Genomic DNA, 21,593 nt, shown 5'->3' with positions numbered 1-21,593 from the left:
GCCCTCATGCCTTTAACCGATCTGATGGCGGCCGTGCGCACCGTGGTGTCGCCGGCCGCCGATCGCGACACCGTCCTCCACACCGCCGCCGATCTGCTGTCCTGCCGTCAGGCCGGCGCCGACGAGCTCTACGCCAACCTGTGCGAGCGCGAGGCCCTGGGCAGTACCGCCATCGGTCACGGCATCGCCATTCCGCATGGGCGCTGCCCCAACCTCACCGAGCCACGCGGCGCCTTGCTGCGACTGGATACGCCGGTAGCGTTCGGCGGCGACGAGCCAGTGGACCTGGTCTTCGCCATGGCTGTACCGGCGCACTACACCCACCAGCACCTGATGCTGCTATCGGAGCTGGCCGAACGGTTCTCCGATGCCGACTTCCGTCAGCGGCTGCGCGCCGCACCCAACGCCGATGCCCTGATGGCCTTGCTCACCGACGTGCCACCACCGCAGGCGAGCGCGGCATGAATACCAGCATCACCGCACGCGAACTGTTCGACCAACAGCGCGACAAGCTGGCGCTGCGCTGGATCGCCGGTCAAAAGGGCGAGCACCGTGAGATCCAGGCCGGCAGCAACAATGCGCGGCGCCCGTCGCTGGCTGGCTATCTCAATGTGATCTATCCCAACAAGGTGCAGATCCTGGGCACCGAAGAACTGGCCTGGCTGGACTCGCTGGACGCGCGCCAGCGCTGGGAAACCATCGAAAAGATCATCCAGGTCCAACCGCTGGCGCTGGCGATCAGCAAGAACCAGTCGTGCCCGGAAGACCTGCGCGCGGCGGCGGACGAATCCAATACGCCGCTGTGGATCTCGCCAAAGCGCGGCCACGAACTGCTCAACCACCTCTCCTACCATCTGGCGCGCACGCTGGCGCCGCGGGTCACGCTGCATGGCGTGTTCATGGAGATCTATTCGATCGGCGTGCTGATTACCGGCGAAGCCGGCTCGGGCAAGAGCGAACTGGCGCTGGAACTCCTCAGCCGCGGGCACCGGCTGGTGGCTGACGATGCGCCCGAATTCACCCAGATTGCGCCCGATGTGCTCGACGGCACCTGCCCCGAACTGTTGCAGGATCTGCTGGAAGTCCGCGGGCTGGGCGTGTTGAACGTGCGCGACATGTTCGGCGACACCGCGGTGAAGAAAAACAAATACCTGCGCCTGATCGTGCATCTGACCCGGCCGATGACCGAACCTACGCCATCGGGCTACGAGCGTCTGACCGGCGATTCCGGCAGCCGCCATGTGCTGGATCTGGACGTCCCGCTGATCACGCTGCCGGTGATGCCCGGCCGCAACCTGGCGGTGCTGACCGAGGCGGCAACCCGCCTGCACATCCTGCGCACCAAGGGCATCGACCCGGCAGCGATGTTCATCGCCCGCCATAGCAACCTGCTGGAGCGACGCACGCCATGAGTATCGCGCCCTCCACGCTGATGATCGTGAGCGGGCTGTCCGGCTCGGGCAAATCGGTCGCGCTGAAGACCTTCGAAGATCTGGATTACTACTGCTCGGACAATCTGCCGGTCGAGCTGCTGCCGGACTTCGTCAAAAGCCGCCTGCGTGGCAACCCCATCGGCGACCAGCGCCTGGCGGTGGGCATCGACGTGCGCAGCCGCAGCGACCTGACCCAGCTGGCGCAGTGGCGCCAGGCCGCGCAGGAATATGGCATCGAAGCGCGGCTGTTGTTTTTCGATGCCAGCGACGAGGCATTGATCAAGCGCTACGCCGACACCCGCCGCCGCCATCCGCTGAGCCATCTGGGCTTGGCGCTGCCGGAAGCGATCACCCGCGAGCGTCAGTTGACCGAGCCCCTGCGCGCGCAGGCCGATGCCATCATCGACACCAGCACGCTCAACGTGCACCAGTTGCGTCGCCGCGTGGTCACCGAATTCGCGCTGGGCAGCAACGACCGGCTGTCGCTGTTGTTCGAATCGTTCGCCTACAAGCGCGGCGTCCCGGCCGAGGCCGACTTCGTCTTCGATGCGCGCGTGCTGCCCAATCCGCACTGGGACCCGGAACTGCGCCCGCTCACCGGCCGCGATGCCGGCGTGCGCGACTATCTGGACAACGAAGCCGACGTGCAGCGCTACAGCGCGCAGATCGTGGATCTGCTCGATACCTGGCTACCGCGGCTGCGCAATGACACCCGCAGCTACGTGACCATTGCCTTCGGTTGTACCGGCGGCAAGCACCGCTCGGTCTACATGGCCGAACGCATGGCCCGGCACGCACGCGACCAAGGCTGGCCGGAAGTGGCGACGTTTCACCGCGAGCAGGACTGAAGCGGGGATTCGGCAGTTGGGAGTTGGGATTGGGGATTCGTTGCAGCGGCACCCTGCGACCTGCGCGTACTGCACCTAGGTTTAGGAGGCACTCTCGCAACGCCTTTTTAAGTCGCGATTGGTTGCGAATGGCTTGCCTATGATGGGTGCAGCGAAAGGCGACAACGCTGCAGTCGACGCGCCTGAGTCACTGGCGCCCTGAGCCACTTGGCGTTTTTGTTCGATACGCTACGCAGCGCTGCACGACACACGCGGTGGTGGCATTCCGCACTGCAGGACCACACGGCCCTGTCCGTCACCGCGGGAACGGCAGCGTTCGCTTGCGATCTGGGCCGCACCGCTGACGCTGCGCACGTCACGGATCCGCATAACAGTGCAGCAAGACCGAAGCACCGCAGGTGGAGCCGCGTGTCTGCGGCGGCCCTAAACGGCTATTCAGTTCGCGACGCATCTGTGCCCGCAGACGCTATCGCGCAGTCATGCTGACCTGTTAACGTTTCGGCATGGCCTGTGGCATTCTCCTCATTACTCATCCCGGCATCGGCGCCGCGTTATTGAACGTGGCGACGGGGCTGTTGCGGCAGTTGCCGCTGAAGACCGAAGCATTCGATGTGCCGTTCGATGCAGACCTGGACGCCTTGCTGCCCCAGGCGTCTTCAGCGATGCGTCGGGTCGACAGCGGCGACGGCGTGTTGGTCATGACCGACCTGTACGGCGCCAGCCCCAGCAATCTCGCCAGCCGGTTGGCAAAGCTCGGCACGCCGGTTCGCCGGGTGTCCGCACTGAGCCTGCCCATGCTGCTGCGCGTGATGAACTACCCCGAACAAGGATTGCAAGAGCTGCCCGCCACTGCGGCGGCCGGTACTCGCAATGGAGCGATCATCGACGATGCTTGAACGCGAACTCATAGTTTCCAACCGACTCGGACTGCATGCGCGGGCGACCGCCAAGCTGGTGCAGACGCTGTCGTCCTATCGCAGCAACGCCACCCTGGCAGCCAAGGGCCGCGAGGTGAATGCCAAGAGCATCATGGGCGTAATGTTGCTGGCCGCAGGCCAAGGCACCAGCGTGGTGGTGCGGCTGGACGGCGAAGACGAAGCGCAGGCCTTGCAGGCCCTGGTGGACCTGTTCGAACGTCGCTTCGACGAGGACAGCTGAGCATGCGCGGCGTCGGTGCCGTTGCGACCGACACGGCGCCGCTGCGCCAGGTAGACGCATGAGCCTGCGGTTACGCGGACATGGCGCTGCGCGCGGCAATGCCCTTGGCCGCGCGCGCGTGCGCCAGAGCCACACGCTGGAAGTGGCCGAACAACGCGTGCCCGCCCATCAGGTGGAGACGCAGCTGGAGCGCTTGCATGCAGCGATCGAGTCGGCGCGCGGCGAAATGCAGCAGCTACGCGATCGCCTCCACGGCGCACTGGCGCGCGAGGTCGGCGAATTTCTCGAGCTGCATGCCTTGCTGCTCGACGACCCGGAGCTGCTGCAGGGCCTTGATGAGCTGATCCGCACCCACCGCTACAGCGCCGACTACGCCTTGCGCGTGCAGCGCGATCGCCTGGCGGCGGTGTTCGACGGGATGGAGGATGCGTACCTCAAGAGCCGCATGGACGATCTGGATCATGTGATCGGTCGCATCCATGCGTTTTTGCACAAGCGCGCGCCCGACTTGAAGGGCGTGGCTGGCGAGATCCTGGTGTGCGACAACGTGGCGCCGTCGGAGCTGGCGCAGCTGCAGGCGCAAGGGGTAGTCGGCATCGTCACCACGGCCGGCAGCGCGCTGTCGCATAGCGCGATTCTGGCGCGCAGCCTGCACCTGCCGTTGGTGGTCGGTGTGAGCGATGCGGTGCAGCGCATCGAAGATGGCGATGTGCTGATCGTCGATGCTGGCTCGGGTCAAGTGATCGTCGACCCCAAGCCCGAGCATCTGCGCGACTACCGCGAGCGCCTGCGCGCGCTGGCCAAGGAACAGCGCGAGCTGGGGCGACTGCGCTCCAAGCCCACGCGCACGCGCGACAACGTCGACATCACCCTGCTGGCCAATGCCGAATCACTGGAAGACGTGGCAAAAGCGCATGCGCTCGGCGCCAGAGGCCTGGGCTTGTATCGCACCGAATTCCTGTTCCTGCAGCGCAACGAACTGCCGGACGAAGACGAACAGTTCCACACCTACCGCGACACCGTGCTGGGCATGAGTGGCCGCCCGGTCACCATCCGCACGCTGGACCTGGGCGCCGACAAGGCCGACCGCACCGGCTTGACGCTTAGCGATGAGGACAACCCGGCGCTGGGCCTGCGCGGGGTGCGGCTGTCGCTGGCGCGGCCGGCGGTGGCACAGACGCAGTTGCGCGCGATCCTGCGTGCGTCCGGCTACGGGCCGGTGCGCATCCTGGTGCCGATGGTCAGCGGCCGCGAAGAAATCCTGCTGCTGCGCAAGCAATTGAAGAAGCTCACCGCGCAGCTGCGCGAGGAAGGCCACGAGATCGCCGAGCACATCCCGCTCGGCGCGATGATCGAAGTACCAGCCGCAGCATTGGCGCTGGATTGCTTCATCGACGATATCGATTTCCTGTCGATCGGCACCAACGATCTGGTGCAGTACCTGCTGGCGGTGGATCGCAACAACGAGGCACTGGGCGAACTGTATTCGCCATTGCATCCGGCGGTACTGCGCTTGATCGCGCAGGTGATCGCCACCGGGCGCACTTACGGCAAGCCGGTGGCAGTGTGCGGCGAGATCGCTGGCGACCCGCGCTTCGTGCCGATGCTGCTGGCGTTAGGGCTCACCGAATTCAGCCTGCATCCGGCGACCTTGCTGGAAGTGCGCCGCGCGGTGCGCGACATCCATCTGGGCGAGTTGCGCGTGCACGGCGAAAAATTGCTGCGCGCCCGTGATCGCAAGGGCATCGAAAAGTGGTTGGCGGGCCATGCGCAGGGGCTGCTGCGGTAATCGCTGCAAGTGCACGTCCCTGGTAAGCAGCGTGACTGGTGCTTCAAAGCCGCATATTTCTTCTTCGATAAGCGCTTCGACGATGCCGCCTACGACGCCAGTCGCCAACTACTCCGTACACGTGTGAGCAGTCCTCGCCGCCTAGATGCGGCCATCGCGCACGCACTGCGCAAGCGCGCTGCAGCGACACTGTATGTTTCGTCACTATGTGCAAGCGATAATGCCGTGCTGACCCAGCACCGCGTCTTCCACTGACGACGCGTCCACTCTTCCGGGGAGCCGTATGGCCGAAGCCGTCCGCCACGACAGAACCGCGCGCCAGCTACGCTTGCTGTCCGACGCGCTGGATAGCGGACGCCTGGGGCCGGTACGCCGGTTGGTCAATACGCTGGCGCCGGCGGAGATCGGCAACCTGCTCGAATCGCTGCCGCCAGGCAAGCGCGAAGTGGTATGGGGGCTGGTCGATCCAGAAGACGACGGCGAAGTGCTGCTGCACGTCGGCGACGAAGTGCGCGAAAGCCTGCTGGCCGACATGGACCCGGACGAGATCGTGGCTGCGGTCGAAGACCTGGACATCGACGATCTTGCCAACCTGGTCGAAGACCTGCCCGACACCGTCATCGACGAAGTGCTCAAGTCGATGGACCGCGAAAACCGCGAGCGGCTCGAGCAGGTGCTGTCGTATCCGGAAGACACCGCCGGGCGTCTGATGAACCCGGACGTGGTCACCGTGCGCGCCGACGTCAACGTGGATGTGGTGCTGCGCTATCTGCGCCTGCGTGGCGAGCTCCCCGACCACACCGATCACCTGTACGTGGTGAGCCGGCGCCATCAATACCTGGGCCGCGTGCCGCTGGCTGCGCTGGTCACCCATGAAGACAGCACCCCGGTCAACCGGCTGATCGACGACGAGCAGCCGGCGATCGATGTCGGCGACGGGTCCGACGAAGTGGCGCGGCGCTTCTCCGACCACGACTGGATCTCGGCGCCGGTGGTGGACGACAACAACATCCTGCTCGGCCGCATCACCATCGACGACGTGGTCGACATCATCCGCGAGCAGGCCGAACACCAGGCCATGAGCGCGGCCGGTCTGGACGAAGACGAAGACATGTTCAGCCCGGCGCGGCGCGCGTTCCGGCGCCGCCTGATCTGGCTGAGCATCAACCTGTGCACCGCGTTTCTGGCGTCCAGCGTGGTCAGCAGGTTCGAAGGCACCATCGAAAAACTGGTGGCGCTGGCGGCGCTGATGCCGATCGTGGCCGGCATGGGCGGCAATGCCGGCACCCAGGTGTTGGCACTGATGGTGCGCGGCCTGGCGTTGGGCCAGATCGGCTCGTCCAACGTGATGACCTTGCTCAAGAAGGAGCTCACTGTCGCCCTGATCAACGGGTTGTGCCTGGGCATCGGGCTTGGCTTGATCGTGCTGGTGTGGTTGCGGCAGCCGATGCTGTCGCTGGTGATCGGCACCGCGTTGACGGTGAACATGCTCACCGCCGCTTTCGGCGGGGTGCTGGTGCCGGTGACATTGAAACGGTTGGGCTTCGATCCGGCATTGGCCGGTGGCGTGATCCTGACCACCTTGACCGACGTGATGGGCTTCCTGAGCTTTCTTGGCCTGGCCACGTTGATACTGCTGCCCTAACCTGCAGCGCTTGCGATTGCGGTGAGCGCACGTGCAGTGCATGCGATGACGACAAGCAGATGAATATTCGACAAGAATCGCCGCGACGTGACGGGCCATCGCACCGGCATGCGGTAATACTGCACCCATGTGATCAGTCGGGAGAGCTGCGTGATTCGTCGTTGTCTTGTTGCCATTATCCTTGCGCTACTGGTGGCTGGGTGTTCCAGCATGGCTGAGCGCCACCACGACGAACGCCGCGGTCACTTCGTCACCCGCACGCTGAAACTGGAAGGACGTCTGTACCGCTATCAAGTGTTCGTGCCGGCGTCCAAGGTGCCGCAGCCGCGCCCAATCGTGCTGTTCCTGCACGGCTCGGGCGAGCGCGGCGATAACGGACGCGACCAGGCCGAAGTCGGCGTGGGCCCTTATCTGAGCGAACACACCGCCGACTTCCCCGCACTTGTGGTGCTGCCGCAGGTACCCGACGACGAAGAATGGCTGGGCGTCAATGCGCGCATGGCGATCGCCACGCTGGACGCGGCCAGCGCCGAATTCAGCGCCGACCCGCAGCGCACCTACCTCACCGGCATTTCAATGGGCGGCTATGGCGCCTGGGAAGTCGGACTGATGCAGCCGCAGCGCTTTGCGGCAATCGTGCCGATCTGCGGCGCGCTCAAGGCACCGCGCGATGAGCGCCGCACCTTGTACGTCAGCCTGGTGGCGAAGGAAGCGGACCCGTACACCGCGGCAGTGACGCAACTCAAGCACGTGCCGATCTGGATGTTCCATGGTGCCAAGGACGATTCGGTACCGCCGCACGACGACCGCGCGCTGTATCGCGCCGCGAAGGGCGTCGGCGCCAATGTGCGTTACAGCGAATACCCGGAAGGCAATCACAACGCCTGGGACGCGACTTACGCGGACCCGGCGATGTGGAACTGGATGTTCAAGCAGCGCTTGCGCTGACAATGCGCAGCGTCGCGCTGGCGCTGCGCCCGCGCGATGGCATGCCCCCGCCAGCGCGTTTCAGTGGTGATAGCGATTGTCTGCGGTGACCTTGCCGCGGAACACGCGGTACGACCACACCGTGTAGCCCAGGATCAGCGGCAGCAAGGCGACCAAACCGACCATCGCAAACAGCTGCGACGACGGCGGCGCGGCGGCTTGCCAGATGGTGTAGACCGGCGGCACCAGAGACGGCCACATGCCCAGCACCAGCCCCAGGAAGCCCAATACGAACAGGCCCATCGCCAGCAGGAATGGCAGCGCATCCGAGCGCGCCGCGTCGGTCGCACGCCACAGCGCGAACCCCACAATGGCAACCAAGAGCGGCACCGGCATCAGCCAAAGATAGTGCGCGCCACTGAACCAGCGCTCCATCACGTGCGATTGCAACGATGGCAGCCAGGCGCTGACCAGGCCGATGAAGATCAGCACGCTGATGGTCAACGGCCGGCTGAGCTGCCGTGCCAGTTGCTGCACATGGCCTTCGGTCTTGAGGATCAACCAGGTACTGCCGAGCAGCGCATAGCCGAACACCAATGCAGCGCCGGTCAACATCGCGAACGGGCTGAACCAACCCCAGATGCCGCCGACATAGCGGTCGTTCTCGATCGGCAAGCCCTGCACCAAGGCACCCAGGATCACGCCCTGCGCGAAGGTGGCCAGGATCGAACCGGCGGCAAACGCATTACTCCACAAGCGCCGCGAGCGATGCGCCTTGAAGCGGAATTCGAACGCCACGCCACGGAACACCAACGCCATGACCATCAACAGCACCGGCAGATACAGCGCCGACAGGATCACCGCATACGCCTTGGGAAAGGCAGCCAGCAGCCCTGCCCCGCCCAGCACCAGCCAGGTTTCGTTGCCGTCCCAGATCGGCGCGGCGGTGTTCATCATCAAATCCAGCTGCGCTTCGTCCTTGCGAAACGGCGCCAGGATACCGATGCCCAGGACAAAGCCGTCCAGCACCACGTACATCAGCACCCCGAAGCCGATCACCGCAAACCACGCCACCGGCAGTACCGTCGTCATGTCCATCATGCTGCTCCGTCAATCGATGCATCGGCCGCCGAGAGCGGACGTGCAGGTGTGTGTTCGCCGTGGTCCAGGTGCGGCGCGTCGGCATGCGGGGTCGGCCCTTGCTTGCCGATCTTGACCAGGTACCAGATGCCCCAGCCGAATACGAACGCATAGCCGGCCACATACACCGCCAGCGAGATCGCGGTCATCAGCGCAGACTGCGGGCCCACCGCATCGGCGGTGCGCAACAAGCCATAGACCACATAGGGCTGTCGGCCGATTTCGGTGACGAACCAGCCGGAAATCAGCGCAATGAAGCCACTCGGCAACATCCAGCGCCAGGTTGCCAGCAACCAGCGCCACTGCACCAGCGTGCCGCGCCACAACGCGAATGCAGACACCCAGGCCACCAGCAGCATCAACGAACCAATCCCCACCATGATGCGGAAGGCGAAGAACACCGGCGTCACCGGCGGGCGCTCGCTTGCCGGCACCGAGGTCAGCGGCGCAATGCTGCCGTCCAGACGGTGGGTCAGGATCAGGCTGCCCAGGCGCGGAATCGCCACCTCGTAATCGTTGCGCTCGGCCTGTGCATTGGGCAGCGCAAACACCACCAGCGGGAAGCCCTCGCCCGGCGGTTCGCCATGCCAGTGCGCTTCCATCGCGGCGATCTTCATCGGCTGATGCTTGAGCGTGTTCAAGCCGTGCATGTCGCCGACAAAGATCTGCAGCGGCACCGTGATCGCGGCGAACACCACCGCCAGCTTGAGCATGCGCAGCCCGGCGTCGCGATGCACACCACGATGCAGATACCACGCGCCCACTGCGCCGACCACAAAGCAGGTGGTGATGAACGAGCCCAGCGCCATGTGCGCAAGCCGGTAGGGGAACGAGGGGTTGAAAATGATCTTCAGCCAGTCGACCGGATGCACGATGCCGCCGATCACCTCGAAGCCTGCCGGCGTCTGCAACCAGCTATTGGACGAGAGAATCCAGAACGTGGAGAACAGCGTGCCCAACGCCACCATGCAGGTGGCAAAGAAATGCAGGCGCTCAGAAATCCGCCCCCAGCCAAACATCATCACACCCAGGAAACTGGCTTCCAGAAAGAACGCGGTGAGCACCTCATAGCTCAGCAGCGGTCCGATCACGCCACCGGCAATCCGGCTCAATTCCGGCCAGTTGGCACCGAACTGGAAGGCCATCACGATGCCGCTGACCACGCCCATGCCAAACGAGACCGCGAAGATCTTCTGCCAGAAAAAATAGAGCTCGCGCCAGACCGGCAGACGCGTGCGCAGCCAGCGCCATTCCAGAAACGCCAACAGGCTGGAGAGCCCGATGGTGAATGCCGGAAACAGCACGTGGAACGCGATAACGAACCCGAACTGTATCCGCGATAACAGCAGTGCGTCCATGGAGAACCCTCCAGGAAAAAGTGATCGTCGGCATGCGAGCTGCAGGCCGATCGCCGGAATGCACTGCATCGGCCGATCGCGAGCCAGCTGCTGCGCTACGTGATCATGATAGGGACGGTCGGGCCCGTTCCCGATGCGACACGGCGTCGCATCTGCGGCAAATTGCCGCTCTTGTAAAGCAACGCGCAGCAGCACTCTTCTTGTCATGCTGTACGCCTTGCACCGAACGCGGTGACGCAGACGCAGCCACTGCAGCGTGCCAGGTCCTGTCAATCACCCCGGTGCACGATGGAAGACCCACCACGCATTCCCTTGCAGAGGCAGGTCGCCGGAACGCTACGGCCGCACCCGCTCCCAGGTCCGCAGAAAATTGCCGCTATACACATCGACGATGCGTTGCGTGGGCCAGCCGGCATCCATCATCGCTTGCGTGAGCTTGGGGAGATCCGCACCGCTGCGCATGCCGGTCGGCAAGCTGGAAATGCCGCCATCGAAATCGCTGCCGAAACTCAGGTGTTTCCACGGATCGTCGACGATCCCCATGTCGGCAATCTGTCGGGCGAACGCTTCGTAATAGCCCACAACAAACGCGAGGTCGGCATCCATGTTCGGCGTGCCATCGGCCAGATAGGAATGCTGCAAAAAGTACGGCGCCAGAATGACGCTGATGCAGCCACCGGTCTGAACGATGGCACGGATCGCCGCATCGTCGAGCGCCCGGTCGAGGTGACGCGATGGCCGCGTTTCCACCCCACGGGTGACGCTGCGCGATGCGCCATGCGAGACGAAGGCCGGCACGTTGCGACGGACGCAGATCTCGCAGGCGTCAAGTATCCCCTGGCTCGAGGTATGCGAAAGATCCACCAGAAGTCCGACATCGATGCAGCGCTCCACCACCTGCCGACCAAACTCCGAAAGCCCCGCGCCCTTCCTCTGGCGCCACGGATTGAGCGACGCATAGCCGGCCTGGGAGATGTCGGTATGGCTGAAATGGTTGAGCGTCAGATAGGCGGCGCCGGCGTTGGCGGCGATGTCCAGACGCGTCAGCCGCAGTGCCTGACTGCGGGCCCCGCGTGGTCCAAGCATATGCGCGCCCTCCAACGACAGGATGGCGCAGCAAAGCCCCTCGGCCCGAATCGCGCGCAGCTCGGCGGCACTGCGTGCCAGCTGCATCCGACCTTCGCTTGCCGCCACCATCTCCTCGACATAGCGCTGATGCTCCACCCAGTTTTTCCAGGGGTCCAGAAAAGGCGCGCTGACGAGGTTTTCCCAAAGTGCGTGGGCGCTGAAACAGGCGCCCCCATAGCCACCCGCGAGAAAGTCCGGGCCGCTCACGTGGTACATCAGCGGTTGATTGCGACCTCTCGGCGAGGTCTTGGACATGAGCCAGATGATCGGAGAACGTCGATGCGCTTTCCAATCACCCTTCCAGAAATCGAAGCCACCCAATCGCGACAGATACAGGGAATCCAGATGCGTATCGACCGGACAAGCCAGCGCATGCACTGCTTCCAGTGTGAGAGTGTCAGGCAGGGTCGCCAGGTGTTCAGATGCCACTGTATGCATGGGCCAACCCCAGTAATGCCTTCTAAAGAAGTAACTCAAAAAGCGCTGTCCCTCGTCGAATATCGTACCGATATTCCTCAAGCGCCTTGATGGGTCGAGCAGCTGGACCCGAATCAGAATAACCGAACTGGACCGCCAGATCCCGAAGGCCATCGCTCAGACGGCGATGGAAACGCAAGACTGCTGACGTATTTCTCGTTTCGCTGTGGAAACGTGTCTGTGCAGCCTATGTCCGCTATTGGACGACCCGTCGCGATGTGGCGAAGGCCAGCCTGGCCTGTCCGCTTCTGACGACAGTACGGGTGCCCATGCCGAGCCGATGCCGAACACCGAATGCCGCGACGACAGCCCGCTGCGCTCCGCCCATGCTTGCAGCTTCGTTGGCAGCCGCCTCCAGCCAGGCGGATTACCAGTGCGCGCGTCTCGATATAGACGCGCTGCTATGACGCCGTGATCCATCACCATGCCTGAATCGGGATACTTCAACACCGCAACCAACCACGGCACGTTTCCCGGTTGCTTATTGGTTCTCGGTGCTACGCGCGCATGTGGCGACTGACACGTCGGTCATCGCACACAACGCGCCAACGCACCGTCACGGACAGCCATCCGTTACATCTGCGCACGCAAGCGTCGCGCAACTTCGCTGACCACGGCGATGACTGCGGTCAGAGCGACCATCGACAGGAATTGCGCACGCGTGTCGGCCGAATAGGCCAATAACCCGAAGATCACCGCCAGGATCGCCAGCGCCAGCACTGTCAGAAACGGATAGCCGCGCATGCGGAACGGCAACGCGATACCGGCGCGATCGGCACGGGCGCGCAAGATCAGTTGCGACACCAGTGAGATCGTCCACACCAGCAGGCAGGTGGCGCCAACGATGTTGAGCAGCATCGGCAACACCTTGTTCGGATACAGCAACTCCAGCGCTGCAGCAGCGAAGCCGAACAACACACTGGCGATCACCGCCACCAGCGGCACCTGCTCGCCACTGGTCTTGGCCAGCACACGCGGCGCTTCGCCGCGCTGTGCCAGCGAGAAGATCATCCGCGAGGCGCCATAGAGATTGGCATTGAGCGCCGACAGCAGCGCCACCACCGCCACCAGGGTGATCGCCGTGGCGGCACCGGGAATGCGTGCCACTTCCAGCACGGCAGCGAACGGCGAGCTGAGCGCAGAGCTGGTCCACGGTACGACCGCCACGATCACGCTGATCGAACCGATATAGAACACAAGGATGCGCCAGGCCACGGTGCGGATGGTGCGCGCCAGGCTGCGCCCCGGGTCGGCAGTTTCCGCTGCGGCCACCGCCACGATCTCGGTGCCGCCGAAAGCGAACACCACCACCAGCAACGCCGAGCCAATACCGGCCAGACCCTTGGGCGCAAAGCCGCCGTTCTGGGTGAAATTGGACAGGCCGGGTGAGGCCACCCCCGGCAACCAGCCAGCCAGCAGGGCCACGCCGATCAGCAGGAACACCACGATCGCCAGGACCTTGAGAATGGCGAACCAGAATTCGAACTCGCCGAAGTTGCGCACACCCAACAGGTTGATCGCAGTGAACGTGGCCATGAACAGCAACGCGAGCAGCGGCACCGGCAACGCCGGCCAGACCGTGGCCAGCAGCCCAGCCGCACCGACTGCTTCGGCCGCGATCACCACCACGATCTGCAGCCACCACAGCCAGCCCACCGTCGCCCCAGCGGTCGGACCCATCGCATCGGCCGCGTATACCGAGAACGCGCCACTGGTCGGCTTGGCGGCAGCCATTTCGCCGAGCGCGTTCATCACGATGATCACCAAGCCACCGGCGATCAGGTAGGACACCAGCGCGGCCGGCCCGGCCGCATGGATGCCCACGCCCGAACCCAGAAACAGCCCGGCGCCGATCGCCGTGCCCAGGCCCATCATCATCAATTGCCGCGGCTTCAGCGCATGGCGCAGTGCAGGCGCGGCGGATGCAGCGGTCTCAGCAATGGGGTCGGTCGGAAGCGGCATGGACAGGCTTGAATGAATGGAATCGCGACACGATACCGCGTCGCGGCGCCTGCCGCGCCTCTTGACGCCAGCCCGGGGAAGGAGTGGATACGCCAGACGTTCGCACCCTGCCCGCGGGCTTGCGGCAGGCGGCATGGCGACTTGCCGGCACGCGCTGCCGCCGGCCTGACGGCGCAGCGCTGGCGAGCGCCTCTGTCGTCATCAAGACACGGCGTAAACACACATCCCCGGACAGGCCGGGGATGTGTTGATGCTGCCACGCACTGCCGATCACTCGGCCAGATTTTTCCCCGCACCCGCTGTGGCGATGACCTTGGCCTTGACCTGTGCCGCTGGCGTGACGGTGTAGATGTAGCCCAACGATTCCGGGAACACCTTGGAGCTGACCCAGTTGGTGGCATTGGCGTAGGGCTTGCTGCCGTCCGGCGTGGTCCAGGTAATGCCACTGCCGACGTAATTGTTGATCAGGTCCCAATCGCCGATCTTGCTGCTATCGCGCGAGGTCACCGGATTTTTGATGTTCTCGAAGTAGTTCGACTCGATCTTCGCCACACCACCCATGCGCACGTTGATACCGGAGGTAAAGATGTTGTTGAAGTAGTTGTTGTAGATGTGGCTCAGGCCGAATCGTTGCAGCGGCAGGCGCGAATCCACGTTCTCGTAGCGGTTATGGTGATAGGTGGTGCGCGCCGCGTCGTTCTTGGTGTCGCTGTCGCTGAAACCGTTCAACGACACCTTTTGGTAGTCGTGCACATAGTTGTAGGACACGGTGACATGGTTGACGCCCTTCTTCATGTCGATGCCGCCGTCGAAGGAGGCATCGCCTGCACCGGAGCACTTGGTGAGCGAAGCGAAGATGGTGTTGTGATCGACCCAGATCTTGGACGGCTCGCCACTGGAGTTACCTTCCAGCGAAATCGAATCGGCATCTTCGCCGCCCTGCAGCAAACCGATGGTCATGTTCTGGATGATCACGTTGTGCGCGTTGCCGACCACACGCACGCCGAAGTTTGCCGCCGAGCCATTGGCACCCTTGATGGTGACATCGCTCTTGTTCTTGATCTGCACGGTCTTGGCCGGCAGCTTCCATTGCGTGCAGACGTCCTTGATGGTGCTGAAGTCGAACTGGCCCGTGTAGTTGAGTACCAGCCCACCGCTGCCGGAATAACTGTCGATGGCGGCCTGCATCGCTTCGAACGTTGCCACGTTGACTGGTGTCTTGTTGCCGCCGCCGGTGGTGGCCGCACCGTACCCGACCGGGCCGGCAATCGCGCCCGCAGCGCAAGCGGACAGTGCAAGCGCGAGTGCGCCCTGTAGCGTCTTGATGATCATGCAGCCTCTCCCAAAGAAGTCGACAAGCGATGCAGGCCGTCTGCGCAGTGGCGACGACAACCGCAAAGCGATGCGTGGGGGGCTGCATTCTTCGCGCGACTCAAAACATAAAACAATTATCCATCACTGAAACTTAGACGCGCCGCGGTGTTCTCTTTGCGAGACATGCAAAAGAGACAGTAACGGACAGCCGGGACAGGACATGCCAATGCCATTGGTTCGGTATGTGTTGATCAAAGGGGGGGATGTGCATGTGCATGCAGACCTCGATGCTGCACATCCGTTCAAGCGCGCACCTGGCGATAGAGCAATCGTACCCGTGCCGTGATGTTCCGCATGCTGATCGCCACTGCAGGCATGCAGCATCTGTGCAGGCGCAGCGACCGCAGCGAGTGCAACACGTTATGCGGGTACGCGATACACCATGTGCAATCGACAGCGGCGTGTGGAAACCTGCTGTCCAGCTGTCGCTGCAAGGTCACTTGCGGCGCTGGCGCAGCGCCTCAGAACGCTCATGCGGCGGGACTTCCGTGAGCGCATGGTTACTTCCAGCGCGCGGAAGTGCGCTGGGGCGCTCGCACAGCGAAGCGCACGACGAGCAGCTTGCCGGTGGCACGTGTCGATGCTCGAAACTTTATTGGCTCACATGCGAATAACGCGTACAGCGCGACGTATGTACTGCAAGAAACGCATGTACACGTGACGTCACGAGATGCTCTATCGGCTTCGCGGATCGATGCTGTCCACCCAAAGCGACGTCAACGCTGCAGACACGAATACGCAAAGCGGTATTTCGACTTGCCAGCTATAGCCGCACCCGCACCCGGCTCACTCAGACAGCGCGATTGGCCAGCGCCGACGAGCGCTGCATCTGACCACCGGGCCAGGGCGTCTGATCGTCCAGGAAGTTGCCGACCAGGCGCATGCATGCCGCGCGTTCTTCCACGTGCGGCATATGGCTGGAGTTGGCGAACACCTGCCAGCGCGCATCCGGAATCAGCCGCGCATACGGCTCGACGGTTTCCGGCGTGGCTTCGTCGTACTTGCCCGAGAGCACCAGCGTGGGTGCAGTGATGCGATGCAGGCGTTCGATGATGCTCCAGTTGCGCAAGCTACCCACCACATGGAATTCGGTCGGGCCATTCATGGCGTGATACACGGTCGGGTCGGCATCAATGGCGGCAAAGGTGCGCACCACTTCGGCAGGCCACGGTAGGAGGCGACACACGTGCTGTGCGTAAAACACCTGGCTGGCGGCGCGGTAGGCCGGATGGTCCAGCGTACCGGCGGCTTCGTGCTCATCCAGCGCAGCCTGGATGTCATCGGGTAAACGCGCACGCAGACGTAATGCAGCAGCCCGCCACAAGCCCATCGACGCGGGCGAATTGGCGATCACCAGCGCACGCAGGCCGGCTGGACGGCGCACGGCGTGCTCGGCCGCCAGCATTCCGCCCCAGGATTGGCCCAGCAAGGCGTACTGCGACAGACCCAGATGCGTAATCAGCGCCTGCAGTTCGTCCAGAAACAACCCCACCGTCCAGAAGCCAGGGTCGGCATTGGGCAGATGGGTGGACTTCCCATTGCCGAGCTGGTCGTAGTGGATGACCGCTCGGCCGCTGGCAGCCAGGTCCTTGAAGCTGTCCACATAGTCGTGGGTGCACCCGGGGCCACCGTGCAACACCAGTAGCGGGCAGGCATCCGCGCACAGATCGCCGGTGATGCGGTACCAGGTGCGGTAGCCGCGGAATTCGACGTAACCTTCGGTGCACTGCATGACCTGTCGCCTGCCTACGGCAATGATGTGCCCCGAGCCTAGCGAGCAGGCCGACTGGCGTTAACTGGCAAATCTCACAGGTTTGACTGCGCTCGGATGCACGGTTGGTGCTGGCCGCTAGCCGGTTCGCTCGGACGCGTTGTGTTGCTGATTGCGGCGGATATCGCGCGACCCAGCATCGCTTCTAATCGAATTGCTCGCTTCGAATCAACACATCTATCGCGTCTGCCACCAACGCTGCACTCAGATCGTCCGAAGCGGCGGGATGAACGCTTGCCAACAGATGGGGTGGCGCCAAGGAAGCCACATCACGCGTGTCCTCCGCCAGTTCAGAACCCGCTACGCACCACACATGGCCACTGCGCGGACATGCTTAGATAATACTTATAGCTCCAGCAACCGATAGTGCATACCACGCACCACCGCTTCTACGCGGTTACGTGCGCCCAATTTGCGGGCAGCCGAATTCAGATGCAGGTTCACCGTGGCCGTGGAGCGATTGAGCGCCGCGGCGATGCGTTTGGAGGTCAGGCCTTTGGCCGAATACTGCAGGCACTCGCGCTCGCGACGGGTCAATGCGATGTGGTGGCAGCGGCGTTCCTGCGGGTCCAGCAGTTCCTGCGCACGCGCCTGGAAGGCGTGTGCCAGCAGCAAGAAGGGCAATAACTGCGATTCGGCCAAACGCGGCGCTTCTGCACCCACGGCGTCGATCGCCCCGCTGAAGGTGGCGAACGCGCCACCGGGCAGATGCAGCGGCACGGTGACACCGGTACCCATGCCGCTATCGCACAGATAGCGCGTGACTTGCCGGTGCTGGCCACCTACGTATTCCACACCCGCACAATCACCGTCGGCGCGGTACGACCAGACGAACGGCGTGGTGCGACGCGTTGCACGCTGCTGAACAGGGTCATGTTGGTAGTACCCGTGCTCGCACCACACATGCTGCATATCGCGCGGCGCATTGCGCTGGATGAACACCGTTGGCGTGATCAGTGCGCCCTCCATGCTCAACGGCACCGGTGCGTAGTCGTAGACCAACGACTGGAAACCGAGCGCACAGACATCGCGAAACACCCGATCCAGGCAGCTATTGAGCGTCTGCACCGCCTGCAGATCGCGGGCCAGGCTGGCTAGAATTTCGAACATGGTGAATCCTCGGGACCGGTGGTTGCCTACAAGCGACATCCAGCATGGAAAACCTAGCATTTTTGCCAGTGGATGGGCTTGTCGGCCACATTATCGTCACAATGCCGGTCACACGGCTGCAGCGCAGAGCGGGCGTTCAGGTCCCTTCAGCGTCCGCGCAGCGCGCCGGCATTCCCTTCCGCGGACACCTGCATGACCGACACACCACGCCGCGACGATGCGGCCACGCTGGAACGCTTCGGCTACGCACAAGAGCTCAAGCGGCAGCTCATGCTCAAGGATCTGTTGATCTACGGCCTGGTGTCCATGGTGCCGACGGCGCCGTTCTCGATCTTCGGCGGCGTCTTCGACATCAGCGCCGGAATGGTGCCACTGACCTATCTGCTGGGCTTCGTGGCGATGCTGTTCACCGCGCTGAGTTACCAACAGATGTCGCAGGCATTTCCAGTGGCTGGCTCGGTGTATGCCTATGTCGGGCGCGGGCTGAGCAGCGGCATGGGCTTTCTTGCCGGTTGGGCGATTCTGCTCGACTATCTGCTGGTGCCGACCCTGCTGTATGTGGTCGGCGCCAACGCGATGTACAACGTGTTGCCGGCAGTGCCACAGCCGGCGTGGATCGCGTTCTTCGTCGTGCTCAACACGGTGGTGAACCTACGCGGCATCGAAACCACCGCACGTGCCAATCGCTTTTTTCTGCTTGGGCAGTTGGTGGTTCTGGCAGTGTTCGTGGTGCTGGCGGCATTGGCGATCCAGCGCGGCGTCAATGGCGCGCACTGGAGCTGGCGCCCCATCTATAACCCGCAAGCGTTTTCCCCACACGTGATCTTCAGCGCATTGTCGGTGGCGGTGGTGTCGTTCCTCGGCTTCGATGCGATCTCCACCTTGTCGGAGGAGGCGCGCGGCGGCAACCGTGTGGTGGGGCGTGCCACCTTGCTCGCGTTGCTGATCGTGGCAGGCTTGTTCATCTTGCAAACCTGGCTGGCGGCCTTGCTGCAACCCACCCTGCAGCGCTACCCCAGCGCGCAAGCATCCAACGATGCGTTCTTCGAGATCGGGCGATTGATCGCCGGGCCATGGCTGCAGATCGTCATTGCACTCACGGTCGCCATCAGCGCGGCAATCGCCAATTCGCTGGTGGCACAAGCGGCAACATCGCGCCTGTTGTTTGCCATGGCGCGCGACCGCCAGTTGCCGGCCTTTCTGCGCTACATCCACCCGCGTACCGGCGTGCCACAGCGTGCGATCTTGCTGGTAGCGGGTCTAAGCATCGTGCTGGGCGAAGCCTTCGTCGGCCAGATTGCCCTGCTGTCGTCGCTATGCAACGTCGGCGCACTGACTGCCTTCGTGTTGCTGCATCTCGCAGTGCTGTGGCACTTCCGCGCCCAGGGCCGGCGCGTACTGCATGGCCTTGCCCCATTGATCGGCATCGTCATCCTGGCCTATGTGTTACTCAATGCCGACACGCACGCGCAACTGGGGGGGGCTGCGTGGATGGTGGTGGGACTGACGGTACTGGCGTTCCTGAAAGTCAGTGGCCGGTCCACCGAATTCCGCGCCAGCGACGCGCTGGAATAGCCTCAACAGCAGCACCGTCTGTTGTGCCGCTTACTCCTGGCCCACCAGTGCTGCGGTGTGCGACGGGTCAATCTCGTGCTGGGCAACCTCAAACACGTCATCAACGTGGTGCATCATGCCATCAGTGCAAATACGCAGGGCTTGACTTGCAGGAATGGACGATCGCTCACCGTCGATCCGTTTTCACGAGGTGCTGCCACGACTTGCCACGGGCATGTTGCAGTCCAAGCAGTGCCTGGCGCCCGTTTGACATGCAGCGAGCGATCTTCATGGCCAGGAGTCAGGATCAATCAAAACTTTAGAAAATCTCTCTTGGCCTAGAAAATTCATTCGAAATTTATTGCCGGCTCTCTAATCCGGCCGGCTAGTGGCCGGCGGCTCGCGGTACGGCAGCAACGAAGTGAACAGTTGCCTGCGGGAAAGACGCCGGTCTTCGGATGTGCGTTGCGGCACTTGCATGGGAGAAAAGATGCGCTGCAGATCGGCCGGCTCGATCTTGGACAGGAAATAAGGGCGCCACAACGTCAATTCGTGATTGTCCGCCAGGTTGACAGTGCTCGCCGGGCCGTCCGTCACGGTGATGAACTGAGCGAAGCGATCACCGCTGGTGCTGCCGGCGCGCTCGTCAGCAGGCCCGGCGTGATCCCAGTGCGGGTGATGCATGAAAAAGGGCACCGACTGGATCGGATCTAGAGCGCGCGTAAACTGGCGCAGCGTGAATCGCAGTTCGCTGTCGTTCGATCTTAAGCTTTGCATATAGTGTCTGTCGGCGCCCGCTGGCCCGAGGCGCGGCGGATTGAATGAATAAATGCTGATCTTGCCCGGGGCTCCGGCCGCGCGCAGAAAGTGCGTGATGTCGAAGCCGGCGACCGTCGCCGCTGCTGCGCCCAGACTGTGCCCCGTCAACGACATCGACAACGCCTTGCCGCTCTCCCGCGCGCGATTCGTGTAGCGTTTCAGCACGTCCTTCATGACGGTTCCGTCGGCGCGCGGCAACTGAGCTTCGGACTGCCACCATTCCTGCCAGCCTGCTCCAACCTTGCCCAAGGTCGGAAGGCGCTCGTCAAACACGTTGACGTGTACTTGTGCGATCTGGCTTTTCATGTCGCATAACAGATCGTCCGTCGCATCCAGGCATGTCCCGGAAAAACCCAGCACCAGCACAATCACATCGTCGGTCTCTCGCTCCCATAGTTTCAACCGCCGCGTGGACATCAGCACATTCAGATGCAACCCATCGATGTCAGCCACCGTCGCGGGATCGCCTTTGTAGGATTCGCCTGCGCATGCGCGCATGCTTTCGAGTACAGTGCGGCAGCGCATTTCCCATTGCGGATTCCGTCCGTGTGGCTGCGCCGATGCACGATCCACTTGGGCAATCGCGCTGACGAGATCGCATGCCTGGGTATCTACCTGCGGCAGACGCATGCCAGATGACCGCGAGGCATTTGCCGTGATTGACTGTGTCACGTTACGTCCGCGTTTGACCGGCGCAGCACTGAGACCGGGAAACGCACTGGCGCTGTCGCGCGCGTGCCAGGGGAAAGCAGTCGCGGAGGCAGGCACGTAGTTATCGCCGTCGCGCGATTGCGCATGCGGCAGACTTGGAAAAGAAGTTGAAGTGGATCGCATGCGACATGTTCCAAGTGAGTGCGCAGAGATTCTGTTTATATCCCCGCCTGGCAAGCAGCCAGAGATGTCGTCCACCGCCGTGAAAACGAACGAAGGGTTCACTGGCTCCACCATCGCTGTGCACCCCTCCAGGCCGGTGTGAGGTCTCCCGAGGCCCTAGGAGCGCTGATCGCTACCACGACTATCACGTGGATTGAACACACCAAGCTGCCACTGCACAGCTGGATGCTGGACTTGCACCTGCTGACTAGAACCAACATGGCCGC

The 21,593-nt window shown here is 63.2% G+C and carries 17 protein-coding genes; 9 read left to right on the top strand and 8 right to left on the bottom strand.

Annotated features, from left to right (window positions below):
• Window positions 1-6: 6 nt before the first annotated feature.
• The 8 genes from M0D43_RS17980 (at window position 7) to M0D43_RS17945 (ending at window position 7,821) form a co-directional block, all read left to right on the top strand.
• Window positions 7-465 (top strand): PTS sugar transporter subunit IIA, encoded by a 459-nt coding sequence (locus M0D43_RS17980; RefSeq protein WP_260807427.1) that lies wholly within the window; start codon window positions 7-9, stop codon window positions 463-465.
• Window positions 462-1,412 (top strand): HPr(Ser) kinase/phosphatase, encoded by a 951-nt coding sequence (gene hprK, locus M0D43_RS17975; RefSeq protein ID WP_252162452.1) that lies wholly within the window; start codon window positions 462-464, stop codon window positions 1,410-1,412. The genes M0D43_RS17980 and hprK overlap by 4 nt, the downstream gene beginning before the upstream one ends.
• Window positions 1,409-2,281 (top strand): RNase adapter RapZ, encoded by an 873-nt coding sequence (rapZ, locus tag M0D43_RS17970; RefSeq protein ID WP_252162451.1) that lies wholly within the window; start codon window positions 1,409-1,411, stop codon window positions 2,279-2,281. Before hprK ends, rapZ begins: the two co-directional genes overlap by 4 nt.
• 503 nt (window positions 2,282-2,784) lie before the next feature.
• Entirely contained in the window at window positions 2,785-3,177 is a 393-nt protein-coding gene (locus M0D43_RS17965) for a PTS sugar transporter subunit IIA (RefSeq protein ID WP_252162450.1), read from the top strand.
• Window positions 3,170-3,439 (top strand): HPr family phosphocarrier protein, encoded by a 270-nt coding sequence (locus M0D43_RS17960; RefSeq protein ID WP_016904613.1) that lies wholly within the window; start codon window positions 3,170-3,172, stop codon window positions 3,437-3,439. Before M0D43_RS17965 ends, M0D43_RS17960 begins: the two co-directional genes overlap by 8 nt.
• Window positions 3,440-3,497: 58 nt before the next feature.
• A complete protein-coding gene (gene ptsP / locus M0D43_RS17955) occupies window positions 3,498-5,228 on the top strand; it encodes a phosphoenolpyruvate--protein phosphotransferase (RefSeq protein ID WP_252162449.1) in 1,731 nt (576 codons plus the stop codon).
• Window positions 5,229-5,511: 283 nt separating this feature from the next.
• On the top strand, window positions 5,512-6,873 hold the full coding sequence (gene mgtE, locus M0D43_RS17950) for a magnesium transporter (protein ID WP_101361664.1): 1,362 nt from the start codon (window positions 5,512-5,514) through the stop codon (window positions 6,871-6,873).
• Window positions 6,874-7,083: 210 nt separating this feature from the next.
• The gene (locus tag M0D43_RS17945; protein WP_252162448.1) at window positions 7,084-7,821 is read left to right on the top strand and encodes a carboxylesterase family protein; all 738 of its coding nucleotides are present in this window, start codon (window positions 7,084-7,086) and stop codon (window positions 7,819-7,821) included.
• 60 nt (window positions 7,822-7,881) lie between these two features.
• Here the strand turns inward: M0D43_RS17945 and cydB are convergent, their stop codons facing one another.
• From cydB to M0D43_RS17910, 7 genes are all read right to left on the bottom strand, one after another.
• Window positions 7,882-8,898, bottom strand: coding sequence for a cytochrome d ubiquinol oxidase subunit II (gene cydB, locus M0D43_RS17940; RefSeq protein ID WP_252162447.1), 1,017 nt, complete (start codon window positions 8,896-8,898; stop codon window positions 7,882-7,884).
• On the bottom strand, window positions 8,898-10,298 hold the full coding sequence (locus M0D43_RS17935; RefSeq protein WP_252162446.1) for a cytochrome ubiquinol oxidase subunit I: 1,401 nt from the start codon (window positions 10,296-10,298) through the stop codon (window positions 8,898-8,900). The genes cydB and M0D43_RS17935 overlap by 1 nt, the downstream gene beginning before the upstream one ends.
• 336 nt (window positions 10,299-10,634) lie before the next feature.
• A complete protein-coding gene (locus M0D43_RS17930) occupies window positions 10,635-11,864 on the bottom strand; it encodes a dipeptidase (RefSeq protein ID WP_252165119.1) in 1,230 nt (409 codons plus the stop codon).
• 612 nt (window positions 11,865-12,476) lie between these two features.
• On the bottom strand, window positions 12,477-13,865 hold the full coding sequence (locus M0D43_RS17925; RefSeq protein ID WP_252162445.1) for an amino acid permease: 1,389 nt from the start codon (window positions 13,863-13,865) through the stop codon (window positions 12,477-12,479).
• 270 nt (window positions 13,866-14,135) lie between these two features.
• Window positions 14,136-15,197: a pectate lyase family protein gene (locus M0D43_RS17920; RefSeq protein ID WP_252162444.1), complete on the bottom strand. Its 1,062-nt coding sequence runs from the start codon at window positions 15,195-15,197 to the stop codon at window positions 14,136-14,138.
• A gap of 832 nt (window positions 15,198-16,029) precedes the next feature.
• Window positions 16,030-16,971 (bottom strand): proline iminopeptidase-family hydrolase, encoded by a 942-nt coding sequence (locus M0D43_RS17915; RefSeq protein ID WP_260807426.1) that lies wholly within the window; start codon window positions 16,969-16,971, stop codon window positions 16,030-16,032.
• 384 nt (window positions 16,972-17,355) lie between these two features.
• Window positions 17,356-18,120 (bottom strand): LuxR family transcriptional regulator, encoded by a 765-nt coding sequence (locus tag M0D43_RS17910; protein ID WP_252162443.1) that lies wholly within the window; start codon window positions 18,118-18,120, stop codon window positions 17,356-17,358.
• A 192-nt stretch (window positions 18,121-18,312) separates the two neighbouring features.
• On the opposite strand from M0D43_RS17910, the gene M0D43_RS17905 reads away from it, so the two are divergent.
• The gene (locus M0D43_RS17905; RefSeq protein ID WP_260807425.1) at window positions 18,313-19,695 is read left to right on the top strand and encodes an APC family permease; all 1,383 of its coding nucleotides are present in this window, start codon (window positions 18,313-18,315) and stop codon (window positions 19,693-19,695) included.
• A 351-nt stretch (window positions 19,696-20,046) separates the two neighbouring features.
• Here the strand turns inward: M0D43_RS17905 and xopAP are convergent, their stop codons facing one another.
• Entirely contained in the window at window positions 20,047-21,327 is a 1,281-nt protein-coding gene (xopAP, locus tag M0D43_RS17900; RefSeq protein ID WP_425510705.1) for a XopAP family type III secretion system effector, read from the bottom strand.
• Window positions 21,328-21,593 lie beyond the last annotated feature (266 nt).

The organism is Xanthomonas prunicola (genome assembly GCF_025266575.1).
GTDB classification, from domain to species: domain Bacteria; phylum Pseudomonadota; class Gammaproteobacteria; order Xanthomonadales; family Xanthomonadaceae; genus Xanthomonas; species Xanthomonas prunicola.
Note: the sequence above shows the minus strand (reverse complement) of the source record. Positions and strands in the feature narration are given on the sequence as shown.